A 17413-nucleotide genomic window follows, 5' to 3' on the forward strand; every position below is an offset into this window, starting at 1 on the left:
CCCGCTCGTGACCCGCAATTCCGCCCGGATCCGCCGGTTCCGGCTCACCCTGGCCGGCCTGGCCGCCGCCGCGCTGCTCGCCGCCGGCTGCACCCTGCCGGCGTTCGCCCCCCGGACGGACGTCGAGGGCGAGGCCGCCGCGCCGGGTGCCGCGCCGACCTGGCGGTCCTGCCCGGAGGTGGCCGAGGAGTTGGTCGGGCGGAGCGCGCCGAACATGCGCTACGAGTGCGCGCGGATCAAGGTGCCGCGTGACTGGGGCATGGGCGGCGCGGCCGGCACCGGCCCGGGCGCCGGGCAGACCTTCGAGATCGCGCTGCTGCGCGCCCGGTCGACGAAGCAGCGCGAGCGGATCGGCTCGCTGGTCGTCAACCCGGGCGGGCCGGGCGGCTCCGGGGTGGACACGGCGGTCTACCTCTCCTACGGGCCGGCGTTCGGCGGCCTGCCCGCCTCGATCACCGACCGGTTCGACATCGTCGGCTTCGACCCTCGCGGGGTGTCCCGCTCCAGCCCGGTGAAGTGCATTCCGGACGCCGACCTGGACGCGAGCTTCGGCTACGACCCCGACCCGCGCAGCCAGGAGTCCTTCGACGGGTTCGTGGCGCTCAACCAGCGGATCGGGCGCGGCTGCGGCGACCGCTACGGCGACCAGTTGGCGCTCTACGGCACCGAGCAGGCCGCCCGCGACATGGACATGGTCCGCGCGGCCGTCGGCGACGACAAGCTGACCTACCTCGGCTACTCCTACGGCACCCTGCTCGGCGCCACCTACGCGCAGCTCTACCCACAGCACGTCCGGGCGATGGTGCTCGACGGCGCGATCGACCCGAAGCAGGGTCTGGTCGCCGGCTCGGAGAGTCAGGCCAGGGGCTTCGAGCGGGCCTTCGACAACTTCACCCGGTGGTGCGCCGCCAACGCCGGCCGCTGCCCGATCGCCCCGGACGCCCGCGCCGCGGTCACCTCGGCGATCGACAAGGCCCGGGTGTCCCCGGTGCGCGGCGACGACGGCCGGGAGGCCACCCCGGGCTGGGTCTTCTACGCGATCATCTCCTCGCTCTACACGGAGCAGGGGTGGCAGGAGCTGGCCCGCGCCATCGACGAGCTGGAGGGCGGCGACCCGACGGACGTGTTCCGCCTCGCCGACGCGTACGCCGACCGGGACTCCGACGGGCACTACTCGAACCTGTTCGACGCCAACCTGGCCGTCAACTGCGCCGACGAGGAGGAGAAGCCGACCCGGGAGCGGATCCGCCAGTTCCAGTCGCAGTGGCGGGCGAAGTACCCGCTGTTCGGCCCGTCTTTGGCCGTCGGCATGCTCTCCTGCACGGAGTGGCCGGGCGGCCGCGACCCGTACCCGACCGGCCGGGCCGACGGGGCACCGCCGATCCTGGTGGTGGGCACCACCGGCGACCCGGCGACGCCCTACGAGCAGACCGGCAAGCTGGCCGAGATGCTCGGCGTCGGCCGGGTGCTCACCTGGGAGGGTGAGGGGCACACCGCCTACCCGCAGACCTCCTGCATCACGGAGGCGGTCGACGCCTACTTGATCGACCTGACCGTGCCCAGAGAGGGGCTGCGCTGCCCGGCCCGCTGACCGGCCGTTCCGGCGGCAGGTCGGGCAACTCGATGCCCTGCCGGGCGGCGATCTCCTCCAGCAGCGCCCGCATGCGCCGGACGTCGGCCTTGAGTTCCTCCTGCTCGTCGTGCTCGAAGGCGTCGTCGTCGACGATCAGCTGGCTGGCGAAGTGCGCGGTGATCAACGGGATGACCAGCAGCACCATGGTCGAGATGAGCAGCGCGGCGAGGGCCCGGCCCTGCCAGCTGGCCGGTGAGATGTCGCCGTACCCGACGGTGGACGCGGTCACCACCGCCCACCAGACCGCGTCCGCCGCCGTGCGGTTCTCCACCTGGCCGTAGATGACGCCGGCCACCACGATCATCAGCAGGTAGGAGATGATCAACGTCCGGGGTGAGTTGGCGAACCAGACCAGCGCCCGGTAGATCCACCGGAACGGCAGCAGCAGGACGTCCATGAGCCATCATGCTGCCTGGTGCCGGCAAGCGCCGCCTCCGCATCGCCCCACATCGTTGTGTCACGCTGACGGCATGAGCGACGTGATCTTCCGGGAGGCGGTCCGGGCCGACCTGCCCGCCGTGCTGGCCCTGCTCGCCGACGACGTGCTCGGGAAGTCCCGGGACTTCACGGAGGTCGACGACGCGTACGAGAGGGCGTTCGCGGACATTGCCGCCGATCCGCGCAACCAGCTCATCGTGGCCGACGCGGACGGTGAGGTGGTCGGCTGCATGCAGCTCACCTACATTCCCGGGCTCGGCCGGCACGGCGCGGAGCGGCAGCTCGTCGAGGCCGTCCGCGTCCACTCGGACCGGCGCGGGCGGGGCCTCGGCCGGCAGATGATGACCTGGGCCGTCGACCAGGCGAAGCAGCGCGGCTGCGCCCTGGTGCAGCTCACCACCGACAAGACCCGCCACGACGCCCACCGCTTCTACCTCAGCCTCGGCTTCGTGGCCAGCCACGAGGGCATGAAGCTTCCGCTCTGACCTCGGGCCCGACCCGCCGGCCCGCCTTCCGCACGGTGACCCGGGACTGCGGGACGCTCCCCCGCGTCGGGGAGTCGGTTCACCCACCGGCGGGGTGGCGGGCCGTCCTCGGCCGGCGAGGCTGGAGCAGCAGCCGCCGAGGAACGGAGTCCGTCATGAGCACCGCAACCGCGATCGCCCCGTCGGGTCACGCCCGGGACGGACGATCGGCGCCGCGGTGGGCGGTGCGGACCGCCCACCTGATTCCCCTGCTCACCCTCCCGTCGGGGCTGTGGCGCATCGCACTGGTGGCCGGCGTCCCGATCGGCGCGTTCGCGCACGGCGAGCCGGTCCGGGTCGGCGGTTGGGAGGCCGTCTACATCCTGTCGCTGAGCGTGGTCCAGGAGGCGCTGGCGCTGCTCTCGATCGGACTGGTCCGGCAGTGGGGCGAGGTCTTCCCACGCTGGCTGCCGCTGGTCGGCGGCCGGCGGGTGCCGCCGCCGTTCGCCGAGACCGCGGCCACCGCGGGCGGCGTCGCGCTCATCCTGATCTGGGGGTACGCCGCGTTTGGCGGGCTCCCGCGCGGCGACGGGTTCGGCTTCTCCCCTGGCGGGACGGCGCTGCTGTTGGCCTGCTACACCCCGCTGCTGCTCTGGGGTCCGCTGCTGCTCGCGCTCACCGCGGCCTACCACCGGCGGCGCTGCCGGGACTGAGTGCGAGCCGCGCTCGACGAGCCGGCCACCGGCGGCGCTGCCGGGACTGAGTGCGCAACGCGCACGACGAGCCGACCACCCGCCTCGACCCGCGCAGCCCGGGCGCCTCGTTCGCCCTGGTCGCCGGCACCCGGGGGTCCGCACCGCACGTCGGTGCGGACCCGCCCCGGTCAGCCGTCGACCAGGCGGCCGTCGCGGAGGGTGAGGACGCGGTCGGCGAGGTCGATCAGGGCCGGGTCGTGGGTGGCGACCAGCGCGGTCATGCCCCGGGCGTGCACGACCGCCCGGATCAGGTCCATGATCGAGCGGCCGGTCTCCGAGTCGAGCTGGCCGGTGGGCTCGTCGGCGATCAGCAGGTCGGGCTCGTTGGCCAGGGCCCGGGCCACCGCCACCCGCTGCTGCTGCCCGCCCGACAGCTCGTACGGCCGCTGCGCGGCGTGCCCGCCCAGGCCGACCAGCTCCAGCAGCACCGCCACCCGCTCCTCCCGCTCGGCCGCCGGCACCCGCGCCAGCCGCAGCGGCACGCCGACGTTCTCGGCGGCGGAGAGGATCGGCACCAGCCCGAAGGTCTGGAACACGAAGCCGACGATGCCCCGGCGCAGCTCCAGCAGCTCCCGCTCGCCGACCCCGGTCACGTCGTGCCCCGCCACCACCACCCGACCCGAGTCGGGCCGGTCCAGCCCGCCGACCAGGTTCAGCAGGGTGGTCTTGCCCGCCCCGGAACGGCCCCGTACGGCGACCAGCTCGCCCCGCCCGGCGGAGAACGACACCTCCCGCACGGCGTGCACCGCGTGCTCACCGCGGCCGAACGTGCGGCTGACCTCCGCCACCCGGACCACCTCGTCGGTGACCGCGACGCCCGCCACGCTTGCGCCGGGCCGCCCGTCCGCGACGGCCCCGGAGCGCCCGTGCGCGGTGCCCCCGAGCCGCCCGTCCGGCACCGTCCCGCCGGGGCGCCCGTCGACCGTCGCCCCGTCGTACCGGCCGTCCGCCACCACGTCCCGCTCGCTCATGATCCCGCCCCGCTGCGCTCGGCGCGGCCGATTGGCTCGGCCACGCGGTACCGACTGATTCCTGGCCCGCTCACTGCGTCGCCTCCCGCTCGTCCCGCGCCCGGTCGCCCGGCCGCACCTCCACGTGGTCCGGCTCCAGGTTGAGCCGCACCCGGTCCCGCAGCGACAGGGCGTCGACGAAGGACGCCGGCAGCTGCATCCGGCCGGTGCGGTCGAGCACGGCGTACTCCTCGCTGACCAGCTCGGTGCTGCCGTCCGCGCCGATCCGCGCGGTCCGGCGTACCTCGGAGGCGGTCCGGCCGTCGCGGATCGCGACGGTCCGGCGGACCTGGGTGGCCACGGCGTGGTCGTGGGTGACCACCACGATGGTGACGCCGAGTTCGGCGTTGATGGTGCGCAGCGCCCCGAACACCTCGGCGCCGGTCGCCTCGTCCAGCTCACCGGTCGGCTCGTCGGCGAAGAGCACCTCGGGGTCGTTGGCCACCGCCACCGCCACCGCGCAGCGCTGCTGCTCGCCGCCGCTGAGCTGCCCCGGCCGCCGGTCGGCGCAGTGGCCCACGCCGACCAGGTCGAGCAGTTCCCGGGCCCGCTCGCGGTGGGCCCGCCGGCCGCCCCGCCGACCGGCCAGCCGCATCGGCAGCTCGACGTTCTCCAGCGCGGTCAGGTACGGCAGCAGGTTGCGGCCGGTCTGCTGCCAGACGAACCCCACCATGTCACGCCGGTAGCTCAGTCTCCGCCGTGCGGAGAGGTTGAGCAGGTCGTAGTCGCCCACGCGGGCGATGCCGGCGGTGGGGGTGTCCAGCCCGGAGAGGATGTTCAGCAGGGTCGACTTGCCGGAACCGGAGGCACCCACGATCGCCACCAGCTCGCCCCGGTCGATGACCAGGTCGAGCCCCTGTAGCGCGACCACCTCCACCCCCTCGGTCTTGAAGATCCGGACCAGCCCGTCGCAGACGATGTGCCCGCGCAACAGGTCCCGGCCACCGGCCCGCTCCGCCGCGCGCTCGGCGGCCCGCTGTTGCAGGGCGGCCAGGTCCGGCACGGCGGTGGTCTCCGCGGTAGCGGTCATGTCAGCTCTCCTCTCCGAGCCGGAGCACCTCGCCGAGGCGCATCCGGCGGTTGTTCAGGGCCTCGACGGCGACCGCGAAGCCGAGGGCGATCGCCCCCAACGCGACGACCCCCGCCGCCAGGCCGGGCTCGAACGCCACCCGGACCTCCACGCCGTCGGTGAAGGCGGACAGGCCGAGCACCGGGGTGAGCAGCAGCGGCAACACCGTGCCGACCAGCGCGCCCGTCACCACCGAGACGCCCACCAGCGGGGCCAGTTCCACCACCAGCAGCCCGCGCCACTGGCGCCGGGACAGGCCGAGGGTGCGCAGCCGGGACAGCACCTGGCCGCGCTCCCGGGCGCCGGCGAGCACCGTGAAGGCGATCGCGAGCAGGCCGAGCGCCGTCCCGCCGGCCGCGCCGGCGACGAAGCCGAAGGCGAGCACCCCGTTCGCGCCGCCCTCGCCCACCTGCCGGCGGGTGTCCGCGAAGGTCAGCACCTCCACGCTGCGCGAGCGCTCCCGGCCGGTGACGGTCCCGCCCTTCTGGAAACGCGACTGCCCGGCGTCGCCGACCCGGCGCAGCGCCTCGACGTCCAGCCCGTCGCCGACGACCAGGAAGCCGGTCGGCACGGCGGCGTAGTCCCGGCGGGGCAACGACTGCCAGGGCAGGATGACGAACCGGCTGCTGCCCGCACGCAGCAGCGGGAAGCTCTCCGTCCGCTCGGCGACCCGGAACTCGTACCGCTGGCCCTGGGCGCTGACGAAGGCGGAGCCGTCCAGTCCGGCGGTGGCCAGCTCGGCGGCGACCGCCGGGGAGACCACCGCGGGCAGCGGGCCGGTTCCCCCGGCGGGGGTGCGCAGCGCCGCGGGCACCGTCACGTCGACGTCGGCCTGGCTGACCATCCGGGCCAGGGCGGGGCCGTCGACCATGAGCACGGTGACGCTGCCGAGCCTGGTGTCGGTGCCGACCGCGTCCTTCGTCAGGCGCTGGCCCGCCTCCTGCAGCACGGGGCTAGCGGCGCGTACCCCCGGCAGCCGCTCCAACTCGGTGCCCGTGTCCGGGGCGATCCGCTCCCCGAGGATCAGGGCGTCGGCGGGGACCGCCCGGCTGGCGGCCCGGTCCCGGCTCGCCTCGATCCCGGCGGCCGTCACCGCGCAGAACGCCGCCGTCGCGATGGCCAGCACGACGACCACCAGCGGTACGGCGACGACCGACCGGCCGGCCCGGGCGGTACCGAGGAAGGCGACGCTGCCCCGGGCGCGGGCGGCGAGCCGGCTGACCAGTCGCAGGGGCCACGGGTACAACCGCATCGCGACCACCGCCGCGGCGACGGCCAGCAGCACCGGGACCGAGACCAGCAGCGGATCGACCTCGCCGGGAGTGAGGCCACGGCGGCGCAGCAGCACGACCGCGAGACCCGCGAGGACCAGCAGCGCCGCCTCCGCCGTGAGCCGACGCGCGGAGGGGCGCGCGCGGACCAGGTCACGCCGCCCGGTGCCGCCGGTGGAGACGGCGAGGGTGGCCACCGGCAGCGCCGACGCCACCAGGACGGTCGCGGCGACGGCGAGCCACCGGGTCTCCCCGGGCGCCCCGGGAGCGAGGCCGCCGAGCAGCCAGCCGAGCGCGGCGGCGGGCGGCACCACCAGCAGCGCCTCGGCCAGGCTGCGGCCCGCGTTCGTGGTGGCCGCCCCGCCCCGGGCGCGCAGCAGGATGAACTCCGCCCGGCGCCGGCGCACCAGCAGCCCGGCGGCCAGCGCGACGAGGCCGGCCAGCGTGGCCAACACGCCCGCGGCGATCACCCCGAGCACCGTCCGGGCGCTGTCCACCTCGGCGGCGAACTCCCGCAGCGGGATGTCCAGCCCCTGGATGATGTCCCGGCCGGCCGCCTCCCGGGTCGTCTGCTGGAGGCCGTCGATCACCTGGTCCAGCTCGCGGACGTCAATGCCGTCGGCGCCCAACCGGTAGCGCCAGCTGAACGACATCGGCCAGCCGGCGACGGCCTGGCGGTCCAGCGCCGCGCCGTCGACGACGCCGACGATGATGAAGGGTTCGCCGTCCCCCTCCGGCTCGACGATCCGCAACAGCGGCGGCAGGCCGTCCCAGAGCCCGTCGGTACCGGCACGCGGCTGGAAGAGACCGACCACGGCGACCTGGACGGGAGGCATGGACTCGAAGGGTGAGCCGGCAGTCGGCGCGGCGAGGGTGAGCCGGCTGCCGAGCCGCAGGTTCAACTTGCGGGCGACGTCCTCGGCCAGCGCCACCTGCACCGGCTGACCCTTCGGCGCGTCGGCCGGCCAGCGCCCCTCGACCAGGGTGCCGGCCTCCTCGACCCCGGGCACGGCCCGCAGGCCGAGGTCGACCAGGAGGTTCTTCGCCGCCAGGTCCGGGCCTCGCACCCGGCTGGCCGCCGTCTCCGCGGTGAACCACCGCTGTTCGACCATCCGGCGTACGACCGGCGGCAGTCCGGCCTCCAGCTTCGCCAGGTCGCCCTGGTGCGCGGCCACCAGGGAGGTGTCGGTGTCCGTGTCGACGAGCGGCCCGGTCGAGTACGTCACGTCGCGCTGCTGCGGCGGCACGGCGCCCAGGTGGGACCGCAGACCCTGCTGGGCGTGGTCGTTGACGATCCTCGGCACGCCGCTGATCACCAGCACGGCGACCAGCGTCAGCGCCGCGAGCAGCAGGAACTGCCCGCCGTACGCCCGTACCCGGCGGGCGACCGCCCCGATGCTCACCACGCCCCGTCTCCGCTCCTGGTCGTCCCTACGCTCCACCCGGTCACCGGTCTCCCCCGATCCGCAGCTGCGCCACGGCCACCCGCTGCCGGATGCCGAGGGCGATGAACGCGCTGAAGGCGAGTGCCGCCAGCAGCAGGCCGAGCGCGGTCAGGCCGATGGGCAGCCAGGGCACCACGAAGGCGGCCTCCGGCACCGGCCGACCTGCGGACGGCGTGAGGATGACCAGCGGGGCCATGGTCGCGCCGACCGCGGCGCCCAGCAGCAGGCCGACACCGACGCCGATGCCGGCTAGGAAGGTCTGCTCGGCCAGCAGCGCCCGGGCCAGCAGCCGGGGGCTGGCGCCGAGCGTGTGCAGCACGGCGAACTCCCCCAGCCGGTGCCGGGCGGTCGCCCAGACGTCGACGACCAGGCCGACCAGCGCCAGCAGCACCGAGCCGAGCGCGGCGGCGAGCAGCCCGGTGCGGGCCCCCTGCCAGTACGGGTCGCCGGCGGCCCGCTCGGCCACCTCCCGCCGGTCGAGCAGCGTGGTGCCGGCCAGTTCGGCCGCCCCGCGGGCCGCCTCGGCGTGGCCGTCGCCGTCGGTGCCCAGCCACCACTCCGCGACCGGCCGGATGGCGCCCCGATCCCGGATCAGCCAGTCCGTCGCCGCCGGCAGGTCCAGCAGCACACCCGCGCCGGCCGTGGACGGCACCTCGTCCAGCTCGCCCACCAGCGTGACCGGCAGCGTCGCGCCGGACAGCACGAGGTCGACCGTGTCGCCGGTGCGCAGACTCAGCGCGTCGCGCACCGCCGGGGTCATCAGCGCGGGTACCGGCCGGTTCTCGGCGGCCGGCACCAGGGCGAAGCGGCTCGGCGGCTGGAACGCGAAGCGGCCCCCCGCCAGGTACTCGATCTCCCGCTCGGCGCTCAGGCCGGTGGCCGTGACGTTCGCGCGGACCGGCTTCCCCTGGCCGTCGGCGGCCACCCACCCGCCGGCCAGCGACGTCGGCCGGGCCGCGCCGTCCGCGCCGACCACCCGCAGGTCCGACACCTCCAGGCGGTACGCCCGCCCGCGCGCGTCCCCGCCGTCGACCTCGAAGCCGGACAGCCGCACGGTGCCCGCCCCGTCGGGGACGGCGACGGTGAACGGCACCGGCCGGCCGTCGCTGCCGCTGCTGCCCGCCGGAATCCGGAAGGCCAGCCCGTCCGCCCGGGTCAGCAGCACCCAGAGACCGATCTGGTGCGGCGTGACGGCGTCCCGCACGGGCGTACGCACCGTGCCGGTGAGGGAGCGGGTGCCCGGGGGCAGGTCCATGCCGGCCGGCGCGCCGCGCGCCCGGGTCAGCCGGTCCAGCAGCGCCGGCACCGGCTCGTCGGCCAGTCGCTCGTTGAGCCGCAGCACGCCGGTCGCGCCCGCGGCGTCCAGGCTCACCACCGTCGTCGGCAGGTCGTCGCGGCCGAGGCGGATCTCGTCCCGCCAGGCCGGCAGCACCCCGTCGACGCCGGGCAGCACGCCGACCTGACCGGCCCGGTCGTCGGGCGCCGCGCCGGTGCGCTCGACGACCCGCAGGTCGGCGCCGACGGTGTGCTCGGCCTGGTCGGCCTGCGACCGCTCCCCCGTCGTCACCAGCGACCAGGCCAGGGTGCTGCCGCCGACGGCGAGGGCAAGCAGCAGCACCGGGCCGGCGTGCGGGCGCCGGCCGGCCTGCCACATGCCGAACATCGTCGCCGTCCACGGCCGGCGGTCGACGAACCGCTCGGCGAACCGGGTCGCGGGCGGCAGCAGCCGCAGCGCCACGACCGCGCCGGCGAGCACGCCCAGCGTCGGCGCGGCGACCAGCAGCGGGTCGACCCCGAGCCGCCCGCCGGCCCCGGTGACCGGCGAGGAGTACTGGCGCAGCTGCGTCCAGGCCAGCACCGCGAAGCCGACCAGCACCAGGTCGAGGCTGGCCCGTTGGACGGTCGCGGCGCGGGTGGGACGGGACCGGGCCGCCATGTCGGCGACGTACGTGCCGGCTCCCCGCAGCGTCGGGACGACCATCGCGACCAGGCAGCCGGCGGCGGTGGCGGCCGCGGCGGCCCAGACCAGCGTGGTGTTCCCGGGGGAGAGCGCCAGCGGGGCGGCGCCGTCGGTGCCCACGTGCCGCAGCGCCTCGCCGGCGATCAGGGGCCCCAGCACGCCGGCGGGCAGGACGACCAGCGCCGCCTCCCGGGCCGCCAGGCCGGCCAGTTGCCGCCGGGCGGCGCCGCGGGCCCGGAGCAGGGCGGTCTGGCCCCGCCGGTCCTCGTGCAGCAGGGCGGCGACCAGCACCAGCGCGTACCCGCCGAGGACCACGATCAGCAGCAGCGGGGTGGCCAGCGAGGAGCGCCCGACCAGGTCGGCCCGGGCGACGCGGTCGAGCAGCCGGTCGATCGCCGTGACGGTCTGAGCCGAGGAGCCCAGCCCGGCCGCCTCGGGCACCTCGGTGACGGCGGCGCTCAGCGCCGCCCGCACGTCGAGCAGCCGGCCGGCGCGGGCCACGGCCGCGAGGTCCGGCTCGACCACCCAGGACGCCGACACCGCGCCCGGGTAGGTCGCGACGAAGTCGGCCCGGTCCAGCACGAAGGGCCCGTACGAGGTGCCGGAGTCCGCCGCACTGCCGGCGCCCACCCCGGGGGCCAACAGCCAGTACGGGTCGGCCGCGTCGCGCGGGCGCCACGTCCCGACGAGCACCACCTCGCTGGTCCGCTCGGACCTGCGGTCCAGCATCGGTACCCGGTCGCCGGTGGCCATCCCGAGCGCGCCGGCGACCTTCTCCGGCAACGTCACCTGCACGGGGGACGCCCCGGGGGTGGGCCACGCGCCGCTGCTCAGCTCCGCGTGGCGGGGCAGGTCGTCGAGGGTCGCGAGGCTGGCGAAGACCGGGTCGTCGTCCTCCCGGACCACCGGGCCGAGGTCGCCGGTCAGCTCACGGCCACCGCCGTAGCGGGCGGCGTCGACGGTGATCGGCGCACCGCCGAGACCGGCGGCGAAGCCGTCGCGGACCGCCCGGTCGCGGGTGGCGAACTCGGTCGCGTCCCGGCCGGCCGCACCGCTGACCAGGATGCTGCGCTCCTCGAAGGACGCCCCGGTGAGCAGGGCGCGCTGGCCGGCCTCGACGGCTCGGCGGTTGTAGTCGGAGAGGCCGGTGACCAACGCGACCGCCACCAGGGCCGCGACCACCGCCGCGAGCAGCAGCCCGCGCGCCTCGTGGGCCCGCCTCCACACCAGCTTCATCCGATGCCCTCCCCTGGCCCGGTGTCGGGCCGACGATCAGGGAGAGGGGTGACGGTCCGGGAAAGGTTCGCGCCCGTTACTTGATCGTTACCCGATCGGCGGCGGTCCATCGCCGGGGCGCGGGGCGGACGGGATGACGGCGCTGTGCTTCCATCGCCGGATGGAGATCGTTCTCAGGCGATCGCCGCGTACCGAAAGGCGACCGGCGCGGACCTGCGCTCGGCCGTGGAGGCCGTGGAGGCGTACGCCGGCCGGCGGTGACGGCCACGCCGCCGGGCGGCAGCACGAGAGCCGGCGCGCGCCGGTCAGCGGGGGCGGTCGCGGTCCTTGGAGGGCTGCACCCGCTTCGGCTCGCCGGGCATCTTGGGGTGGTCCGGCGGGTACGGCATGTCGCCCTGGCCGGCGGCGTCGTCCCGGTCGGCCCACTCCAGCAGCGGGGTGATGTCCCACGCCGCGTCGTCGATGCCGGCGTGCGGGTCGCCGCGTTCGGCCAGCCGGGCCGGGACGCTGCGCAGGTCGAAGTCGTCCGGGTCGACGTCGGGCAGCTCGTCCCAGGTGACCGGGGTGGAGACGGTGGCCCGGGCGTTGGCCCGCAGCGAGTACGCGCAGGCGATCGTGCGGTCCCGGGCCATCTGGTTGTAGTCGACGAAGACGCGGGTGCCCCGCTGCTCCTTCCACCAGGCGGTGGTGACCAGCTCCGGCCGGCGCCGCTCCAGCTCGCGGGCGAGCGCGATGGTGGCCCGGCGCACCTCGGTGAACGTCCAGCGTGGCGCGATCCGCAGGTAGACGTGCACGCCGCGACCGCCCGAGGTCTTCGGCCAGCCGGGGACGCCCAGCTCGTCGAGGAGCCCCCGCAACTCGACGGCGGCGGCGACCGCGTCGGCGAAGTCGGTGCCCGGCTGCGGGTCGAGGTCGACGCGCAGCTCGTCGGGGCGGTCGACGTCGGCGGCGCGCACCGGCCACGGGTGGAACACGATGGTGCCCATCTGGGCGGCCCAGGCCACGTGGGCCAGGTCGGCCGGGCAGAGCTCGGCGGCGCTGCGACCGCTCGGGAAGCTGATGGTGGCCGTCTCCACCCACGGCGGCACGCCCCGCGCGGGCACCCGCTTCTGGAAGAACGCCTCCCCCTCGACGCCCTCAGGGAAACGCTGCAACGTGGTGGGACGCCCGCGCAGCGCGCGCATGATGCCGTCGCCCACGGCGACGTAGTAGTGGAAGACGTCGGCCTTGGTGAAGCCGCGCTGCGGGAAGATGACCCGCTCCGGACTGGTCAGCCGTACGGTGTGCCCGGCCACCTCGATCTCTTCGGCCGCGGCCTTCGTGCCACCCATTGCGCGACCATATGCCACACCCCCGACGTCCGGCGTACCGTTGGCGGGTGAGTCTTGACGAGAGCGAACTGCCCCGCACCGAGGAAGAGTGGCGGGTCCGGCTCAGCCCCGAGGAGTTCCGGGTGCTGCGGGAGGCCGGCACCGAGCGCCCGTGGACCGGCGAGTACGTCGACACGAAGACGCCGGGGATCTACCGCTGCCGGGCCTGCGGCGCGGAGCTCTTCCCGAGCGACACGAAGTTCGACTCGCACTGCGGGTGGCCCAGCTTCGACGCCGCCATCCCCGGCGCGGTCAAGGAGATCGAGGACCGCAGCCTGGGGATGAGCCGCACCGAGATCCGCTGTGCCCGGTGCGACAGTCACCTCGGTCACGTGTTCCGGGGCGAGGGCTTCACCCCCAGGGACACCCGGCACTGCGTCAACTCGGTCTCCATCCGACTGGAGCCGCGCGCCGACGCCTGAGGGCGGGGGCCGCCGGGTCGGGCGACCCGACCACGAGTCGCCGGGTCGCCGGGTCAGCGCCGGGCCGCCGCCAGCCCGGCCAGGAGCGAGACCTCGGCCGTACGCGAGCGCTCGACGCGTCCGGCGAGGTCGCGCACCCTCGGGTCGCTGCCGACCGCCAGGTGCGCCCGGGCCAGGTCGGCCGCCGCGCCCTGGTGGGCGCGGAGCACGTCGAGCAGGACGCGGTCGACCTCGCCGTCCGGGGCGGCCCGCAGGCGTGCCAGGTCCCCGGCGGCGGTCCCGTGGTCGTGGTCGTGCCGGTGGGCTGTCCCGGCGGGCCCGGCGTCCCGCAGCCAGCCGCGCATCGTGGCGAGCTCGTCGGACTCGGTGACCTCGATGGCGGCGACCAGGGTGCGCAGCTTCCGGTCGGTCACCCGGTCCCGGCCGAGCCGCACCATCTCCAGCGTCAGCTCGGTGTGCGCCGTCATGGTGGTCAGGAAGACCACGTCCAGCCCGCTCAGCGCGCTCCCGGTGGCCGCGGTCGTTGCGGGCACGGCGGGCGCGGGCGGCGTCGGGGGTGTCCCCGCGCCGCAGCCGGATGCCAGCAGCAGGGCGGCGAGCAGGGCGACCGTGCGCAGCCGTCGCATGGCGCACTCCGATCCGGGGTGGTGACGGGTGCGGCGGGCGCCGGGGGGCGGGCCGCACCCGTGCGGTCAGACCTGGGTCCAGAGCGCCGGCACGTGGGGCGGTTCCCAGCCGGGGATCGCGGTGTGCGCCTGCCGGCAGCGGTACGTCAGCCCGCCGTAGGTGACCTGGTCGCCGGCCTGGTACGCCCGGCCCGCCGTCCAGCTGCCGCCCGGGGCGGGAGGGGTGGTCGGGGAGGCGGTGGGGGTCGGGGTGGGCGACGGGGCCGGCGGCGTCGGGCTCGGCGTGGGCGACGGGCCGCCGCCCCCGCCGACCTGGAGGTCGACACAGGAGTAGAACGCGTTGGCGGTGTCCGCGATGTTCCACACGGCGAGCACCTTCTGCCGTCCGGACCAGCCGCTCAGGTCGACGGTGTGCGAGACGGTGGCCTCGGGCTGCCGCCCACCGCCGTCGAAGACCGCCACCCGGTTGCCACCGACGAAGTACTCCCAGTTGCTGGTGGCGTGCCGGGCGGTGTTGGTCCAGGTGAAGGTCACCGAGGAGCCGACCGCGGTGGCGGGCCAGCCCCGGCTGTCGTCGTTCAGGACGGCGAAGTGGGCGATCCCGGCGTGGCAGCTGCGCAGCCCCTTCGGGCCCTCCACGCTCTGCGGCTCGTACTTGATCTGTCCGCAGTCCGGGACCCGGCCCTGGGCGCAGAGCGCCTGGCGGCTCGGCGGTCCCGACACGTAGCCGTGGGCCTGGGCGGGCGCCGCGACGGCCAGGGTGGAGACGACGGCGCCCGTCGCCACGAGCGGGATCGTGATTCTTCGGCGCATGGTGGCAGCTCCTTCGGACTTCGGGCTGGTGAGGTGCCACCCAACATAAATTAAACCTTCTTAACAGTAAAGACTCCTGTCGATAACAACATCGATGACCCTCATTTCGCTCCCCCTCAGAGCAGCAGCAGGCCGCCCCGCTCGTCGATCCGGTCGGCGGAGTCGTCGTCCAGCCACACGCCGCCGCTGGCGAGATAGCGGAAGTGGTACTCGCCCGGGCCGAGCCGCACGGTGACCGTACGGGTGCCGTCGCGGCGCGGGACCAGCTCGTGCCGCCCCGGCTCCCAGCCATTGAAGCAGCCGACCACGCTGACGGCGCCGGGCGGGGTGTCGCGGGGCAGGCTGAACGTGACCCGGGTCTGGTTGCCGAAGAGCTTGTTCCGCTTGATCATGTCGTCGTTCCTCCGGTCGTGCGCGGTCACCCCGTACAACGGCCGACACGCCGGGGGCGACACGCCGCCGAACCCGACCAGCTCGGCTGTTTCGACCGCCGGAGCCGCGCCCGTACCGCAGGCTTGGGAAAACGTGTCCTATTTCGGGGGGTTATGTCGTGGCAACCTGCGAGGTCTGCGGTAACGACTACTGGATGGCGTTCGAGGTGCGAACCGTCAGCGGCGACGTGCACACCTTCGACTGCTTCGAGTGCGCCGTGCACAAGATGGCGCCGATCTGCGAGCACTGCCAGATCAAGATCGTCGGGCATGGGGTGGAGGTGTCCGGCCGGTTCTTCTGCTGCGCGCACTGCGCCCGCGCCGAGGTGGGCGCCCAGGGCGCCGAGATCCGCGACGCGGTGGGCGCCCGCCCCGCCTGACGCGAGTCTCACCGGGGGGCCGTCGCCGACGGGGCGATGCGGCGCGGGGATCGGGCCGGGCGGGACGACGCCCGGGACTGCACGACGATGGCGGCGAGGACGACCAGCCCGCCCGACAGCTGCGCCGGGGTGAGCTCCTGGGCGAGCACGAGCCAGCCCAACGCCGTCGCCACCAGCGGGCTGAGCAGGCCGAGGAAGGTGACGGTGGTAGGTGTGAGGGCGCGGATGCCGCGGAACCAGAGGGCGTAGGCGAGAGCGGAGCCGACGAGCGTGAGGTAGCCGTACCCGATCAGGTTCCCGGCCGTCAGCACCGCCGGCGGGGGACCCTCGACCAGCACGGCGACCGGAAGGAGCAGCAGGCCGCCGGCGGCGAGCTGCCAACCCGTGGTGGCCAGCAGCGGCGCGGGCGACGACCACCGCTTGCTGAGCACCACGCCGCCGGCCATCACGACCGCGCCGCCGAGCGCGGCGGCGACGCCGACGCCGTCGAGGCGCGCGTCCGCCCGCAGCACCAGCAGCCCGACCCCGGCCACCCCCGCGGCGCCGGCGAGGACGGTACGCGGGGTCAGCCGGTCGCCGAGCACGCCGGCGGAGAGCGCGGCGACCAGGAGCGGCTGCACCGCGCCGACGGTCGCGGCGACCCCGCCCGGAAGCCGGTACGCGGCGACGAACAACAGCGCGAAGAAGAAGCCGATGTTCAGGGCGCCGAGCACCGCCGCCCGCCACCACCACGCGCCCCTGGGCAGTTGCCGGGTGACCGCGACCAGGAGGAGACCGGCGGGCAGGGCACGCACCACCGCGGCCAGCAGCGGGCGCTGCGGGGGCAGCAGCTCGGTGGTGACGAGATAGGTGGTCCCCCAGATCGCCGGGGCCAGCGCGGTCACGCCGAGGACGAGCGTTCGATTCTTTAGCACTGAGATAATTTATCTGAGCGCTAAGGTAAGTGGCGCGGCGTCCGCCGTGAACTACCTCACCACTAAGGCACCGCTGCTAGGGTGATCGGATGGCCGATCACGTCGACCGGGTGCTGGCGCAGTGGGCCGCCCAACGACCGGATCTGGACGCCTCCCCGATGGGGGTGTTCGGTCGCCTATCCCGGCTCTCCCGGCTCGCCGGGGCGGAACTGCACCGCACGTTCAGCGCACACGGCCTCGACTCCGCGTCCTTCGACGTGCTCGCCACCCTGCGCCGCAGCGACCCGCCCCACCGGCTGACCCCGACCCAGCTGATGCACTCGTCGATGGTCACCTCCGGCGCCGTCACCCAGCGGCTCGACCGGCTCGAGGCGCGCAACCTGGTGACCCGCACCCGCAGCGACACCGACGGCCGCGCGGTGCAGGTCGGCCTCACCGACGAGGGACTGGCGCTCATCGACCGGGTCCTGCCCGACCACGTCGCCACCGAGCACCGGCTGCTCGCCGCGCTCACCCCGGCGCAGCGCGACACCCTCGCGGACACCCTGCGGACCATGCTGGAGTCACTCGGCGACACGCGCAGCCCGTGAGTCGACCTACCATCGCGGCATGCCGCAGCAGAACCTTCCGATCCGGGTCGCCTCGTTCGCCGACCTGGACGCCCGCACCTTCCACGACCTGCTCCGGCTCCGGATCGACGTGTTCGTGGTCGAGCAGGCGTGCCCGTACCCGGAACTCGACGGGCGGGACGTCGAGCCCGGCACCCGGCACCTGTGGCTCGACGACGACGGCGCGCCGGCAGCGTACCTGCGGATCCTCGCCGACCCGGGCGGCGTCGCGCGGATCGGGCGGGTGGTGGTCACTCCGCGGGCGCGCGGCGGCGGGCACGCCGGCCGGCTGATGGCGGCGGCACTGGAGGTGGTCGGCGACCGCCCGTGCGTGCTGGAGGCCCAGTCCCACCTGGTCGACTTCTACGCCCGGCACGGCTTCGCCGTCAGCGGCCCCGGCTACGTCGAGGACGGCATTCCGCACACCCCGATGCGCCGGGAAGGCACTGACCAACGCAAGTAGATGCGGCATCCTCCGGCAGAGCGAGGCGCCGGGCCGTCCGGTGGACCAGCCCCCTCGGGTCACTGTCGAGCTGCCCCACCGGTGAGACCAGCGCCGGAAAGGCCG

General features: G+C 75.2%; 17 protein-coding genes. 7 read left to right on the forward strand and 10 right to left on the reverse strand.

Going from position 1 to position 17413, the window contains the following annotated elements; genetic code table 11:
* Nucleotides 1-7 precede the first annotated feature (7 nt).
* On the forward strand, nucleotides 8-1591 hold the full coding sequence (locus ACGF5G_RS21515; protein ID WP_393265250.1) for an alpha/beta hydrolase: 1584 nt from the start codon (nucleotides 8-10) through the stop codon (nucleotides 1589-1591).
* On the opposite strand, the gene ACGF5G_RS21520 is transcribed toward ACGF5G_RS21515, so the two are convergent.
* Complete coding sequence (locus ACGF5G_RS21520; protein WP_393265252.1) at nucleotides 1518-2030, reverse strand: potassium channel family protein; 513 nt, start codon at nucleotides 2028-2030, stop codon at nucleotides 1518-1520. The genes ACGF5G_RS21515 and ACGF5G_RS21520 overlap by 74 nt on opposite strands.
* Before the next feature lie 73 nt (nucleotides 2031-2103).
* Between ACGF5G_RS21520 and ACGF5G_RS21525 the strand changes: the two genes are divergently transcribed.
* On the forward strand, nucleotides 2104-2556 hold the full coding sequence (locus tag ACGF5G_RS21525) for a GNAT family N-acetyltransferase (protein ID WP_393265254.1): 453 nt from the start codon (nucleotides 2104-2106) through the stop codon (nucleotides 2554-2556).
* 155 nt (nucleotides 2557-2711) lie between these two features.
* Nucleotides 2712-3248, forward strand: a complete 537-nt coding sequence (locus ACGF5G_RS21530) for a hypothetical protein (protein ID WP_393265257.1) — start codon at nucleotides 2712-2714, stop codon at nucleotides 3246-3248.
* A 170-nt stretch (nucleotides 3249-3418) separates the two neighbouring features.
* On the opposite strand, the gene ACGF5G_RS21535 is transcribed toward ACGF5G_RS21530, so the two are convergent.
* The 5 genes from ACGF5G_RS21535 to ligD all read right to left on the reverse strand — a co-directional run bounded on the left by ACGF5G_RS21535 (nucleotide 3419) and on the right by ligD (nucleotide 12612).
* Nucleotides 3419-4261, reverse strand: coding sequence for an ABC transporter ATP-binding protein (locus tag ACGF5G_RS21535; RefSeq protein ID WP_393265260.1), 843 nt, complete (start codon nucleotides 4259-4261; stop codon nucleotides 3419-3421).
* A 70-nt stretch (nucleotides 4262-4331) separates the two neighbouring features.
* Nucleotides 4332-5330 carry an ABC transporter ATP-binding protein gene (locus ACGF5G_RS21540; RefSeq protein ID WP_393265262.1) on the reverse strand — a complete coding sequence of 333 codons (999 nt, stop codon included), beginning with the start codon at nucleotides 5328-5330 and terminating at the stop codon, nucleotides 4332-4334.
* 1 nt (nucleotide 5331) lies between these two features.
* Nucleotides 5332-8082, reverse strand: coding sequence for an FtsX-like permease family protein (locus tag ACGF5G_RS21545; RefSeq protein WP_393265265.1), 2751 nt, complete (start codon nucleotides 8080-8082; stop codon nucleotides 5332-5334).
* Nucleotides 8083-8086: 4 nt separating this feature from the next.
* Entirely contained in the window at nucleotides 8087-11281 is a 3195-nt protein-coding gene (locus tag ACGF5G_RS21550) for an FtsX-like permease family protein (protein ID WP_393265268.1), read from the reverse strand.
* Between the two features lie 305 nt (nucleotides 11282-11586).
* On the reverse strand, nucleotides 11587-12612 hold the full coding sequence (gene ligD, locus ACGF5G_RS21555; protein WP_393265271.1) for a non-homologous end-joining DNA ligase: 1026 nt from the start codon (nucleotides 12610-12612) through the stop codon (nucleotides 11587-11589).
* 47 nt (nucleotides 12613-12659) lie between these two features.
* Here ligD and msrB point away from each other — a divergent pair, with 47 nt between their 5' ends.
* Nucleotides 12660-13073 carry a peptide-methionine (R)-S-oxide reductase MsrB gene (gene msrB / locus ACGF5G_RS21560; RefSeq protein ID WP_393265274.1) on the forward strand — a complete coding sequence of 138 codons (414 nt, stop codon included), beginning with the start codon at nucleotides 12660-12662 and terminating at the stop codon, nucleotides 13071-13073.
* A 53-nt stretch (nucleotides 13074-13126) separates the two neighbouring features.
* On the opposite strand, the gene ACGF5G_RS21565 is transcribed toward msrB, so the two are convergent.
* The 3 genes from ACGF5G_RS21565 to ACGF5G_RS21575 form a co-directional block, all read right to left on the reverse strand.
* The gene (locus tag ACGF5G_RS21565) at nucleotides 13127-13699 is read right to left on the reverse strand and encodes a DUF305 domain-containing protein (protein WP_393265275.1); all 573 of its coding nucleotides are present in this window, start codon (nucleotides 13697-13699) and stop codon (nucleotides 13127-13129) included.
* A 66-nt stretch (nucleotides 13700-13765) separates the two neighbouring features.
* Nucleotides 13766-14512 (reverse strand): lytic polysaccharide monooxygenase, encoded by a 747-nt coding sequence (locus tag ACGF5G_RS21570; RefSeq protein ID WP_393265278.1) that lies wholly within the window; start codon nucleotides 14510-14512, stop codon nucleotides 13766-13768.
* A 116-nt stretch (nucleotides 14513-14628) separates the two neighbouring features.
* Entirely contained in the window at nucleotides 14629-14904 is a 276-nt protein-coding gene (locus ACGF5G_RS21575; protein ID WP_393265281.1) for an isoamylase early set domain-containing protein, read from the reverse strand.
* 158 nt (nucleotides 14905-15062) lie between these two features.
* Between ACGF5G_RS21575 and ACGF5G_RS21580 the strand changes: the two genes are divergently transcribed.
* The gene (locus tag ACGF5G_RS21580; protein WP_393265283.1) at nucleotides 15063-15323 is read left to right on the forward strand and encodes a Prokaryotic metallothionein; all 261 of its coding nucleotides are present in this window, start codon (nucleotides 15063-15065) and stop codon (nucleotides 15321-15323) included.
* A gap of 8 nt (nucleotides 15324-15331) precedes the next feature.
* On the opposite strand, the gene ACGF5G_RS21585 is transcribed toward ACGF5G_RS21580, so the two are convergent.
* Entirely contained in the window at nucleotides 15332-16237 is a 906-nt protein-coding gene (locus tag ACGF5G_RS21585; RefSeq protein ID WP_393265285.1) for an EamA family transporter, read from the reverse strand.
* 89 nt (nucleotides 16238-16326) lie between these two features.
* Between ACGF5G_RS21585 and ACGF5G_RS21590 the strand changes: the two genes are divergently transcribed.
* Together ACGF5G_RS21590 and ACGF5G_RS21595 are read left to right on the forward strand one after the other, a co-directional pair.
* Nucleotides 16327-16827 (forward strand): MarR family winged helix-turn-helix transcriptional regulator, encoded by a 501-nt coding sequence (locus ACGF5G_RS21590; protein WP_393265288.1) that lies wholly within the window; start codon nucleotides 16327-16329, stop codon nucleotides 16825-16827.
* 19 nt (nucleotides 16828-16846) lie between these two features.
* The gene (locus tag ACGF5G_RS21595; RefSeq protein ID WP_393265291.1) at nucleotides 16847-17308 is read left to right on the forward strand and encodes a GNAT family N-acetyltransferase; all 462 of its coding nucleotides are present in this window, start codon (nucleotides 16847-16849) and stop codon (nucleotides 17306-17308) included.
* Nucleotides 17309-17413 lie beyond the last annotated feature (105 nt).

The organism is Micromonospora sp. NPDC047730 (assembly GCF_043204765.1).
Classification (GTDB): domain Bacteria; phylum Actinomycetota; class Actinomycetes; order Mycobacteriales; family Micromonosporaceae; genus Micromonospora.

What these genes read in the sequence shown, in the direction of transcription:
- ACGF5G_RS21525 (WP_393265254.1), top strand. Translation starts at nt 2,104, where the DNA reads ATGAGCGACGTGATCTTCCGGGAGGCGGTCCGGGCCGACCTGCCCGCC.
- ACGF5G_RS21530 (WP_393265257.1), top strand. Translation starts at nt 2,712, where the DNA reads ATGAGCACCGCAACCGCGATCGCCCCGTCGGGTCACGCCCGGGACGGA.
- ACGF5G_RS21570 (WP_393265278.1), bottom strand. Translation starts at nt 14,512, where the DNA reads ATGCGCCGAAGAATCACGATCCCGCTCGTGGCGACGGGCGCCGTCGTC.
- ACGF5G_RS21575 (WP_393265281.1), bottom strand. Translation starts at nt 14,904, where the DNA reads ATGATCAAGCGGAACAAGCTCTTCGGCAACCAGACCCGGGTCACGTTC.
- ACGF5G_RS21590 (WP_393265288.1), top strand. Translation starts at nt 16,327, where the DNA reads ATGGCCGATCACGTCGACCGGGTGCTGGCGCAGTGGGCCGCCCAACGA.
- ligD (WP_393265271.1), bottom strand. Translation starts at nt 12,612, where the DNA reads ATGGGTGGCACGAAGGCCGCGGCCGAAGAGATCGAGGTGGCCGGGCAC.
- ACGF5G_RS21565 (WP_393265275.1), bottom strand. Translation starts at nt 13,699, where the DNA reads ATGCGACGGCTGCGCACGGTCGCCCTGCTCGCCGCCCTGCTGCTGGCA.
- ACGF5G_RS21540 (WP_393265262.1), bottom strand. Translation starts at nt 5,330, where the DNA reads ATGACCGCTACCGCGGAGACCACCGCCGTGCCGGACCTGGCCGCCCTG.
- ACGF5G_RS21595 (WP_393265291.1), top strand. Translation starts at nt 16,847, where the DNA reads ATGCCGCAGCAGAACCTTCCGATCCGGGTCGCCTCGTTCGCCGACCTG.
- ACGF5G_RS21535 (WP_393265260.1), bottom strand. Translation starts at nt 4,261, where the DNA reads ATGAGCGAGCGGGACGTGGTGGCGGACGGCCGGTACGACGGGGCGACG.
- ACGF5G_RS21550 (WP_393265268.1), bottom strand. Translation starts at nt 11,281, where the DNA reads ATGAAGCTGGTGTGGAGGCGGGCCCACGAGGCGCGCGGGCTGCTGCTC.
- ACGF5G_RS21520 (WP_393265252.1), bottom strand. Translation starts at nt 2,030, where the DNA reads ATGGACGTCCTGCTGCTGCCGTTCCGGTGGATCTACCGGGCGCTGGTC.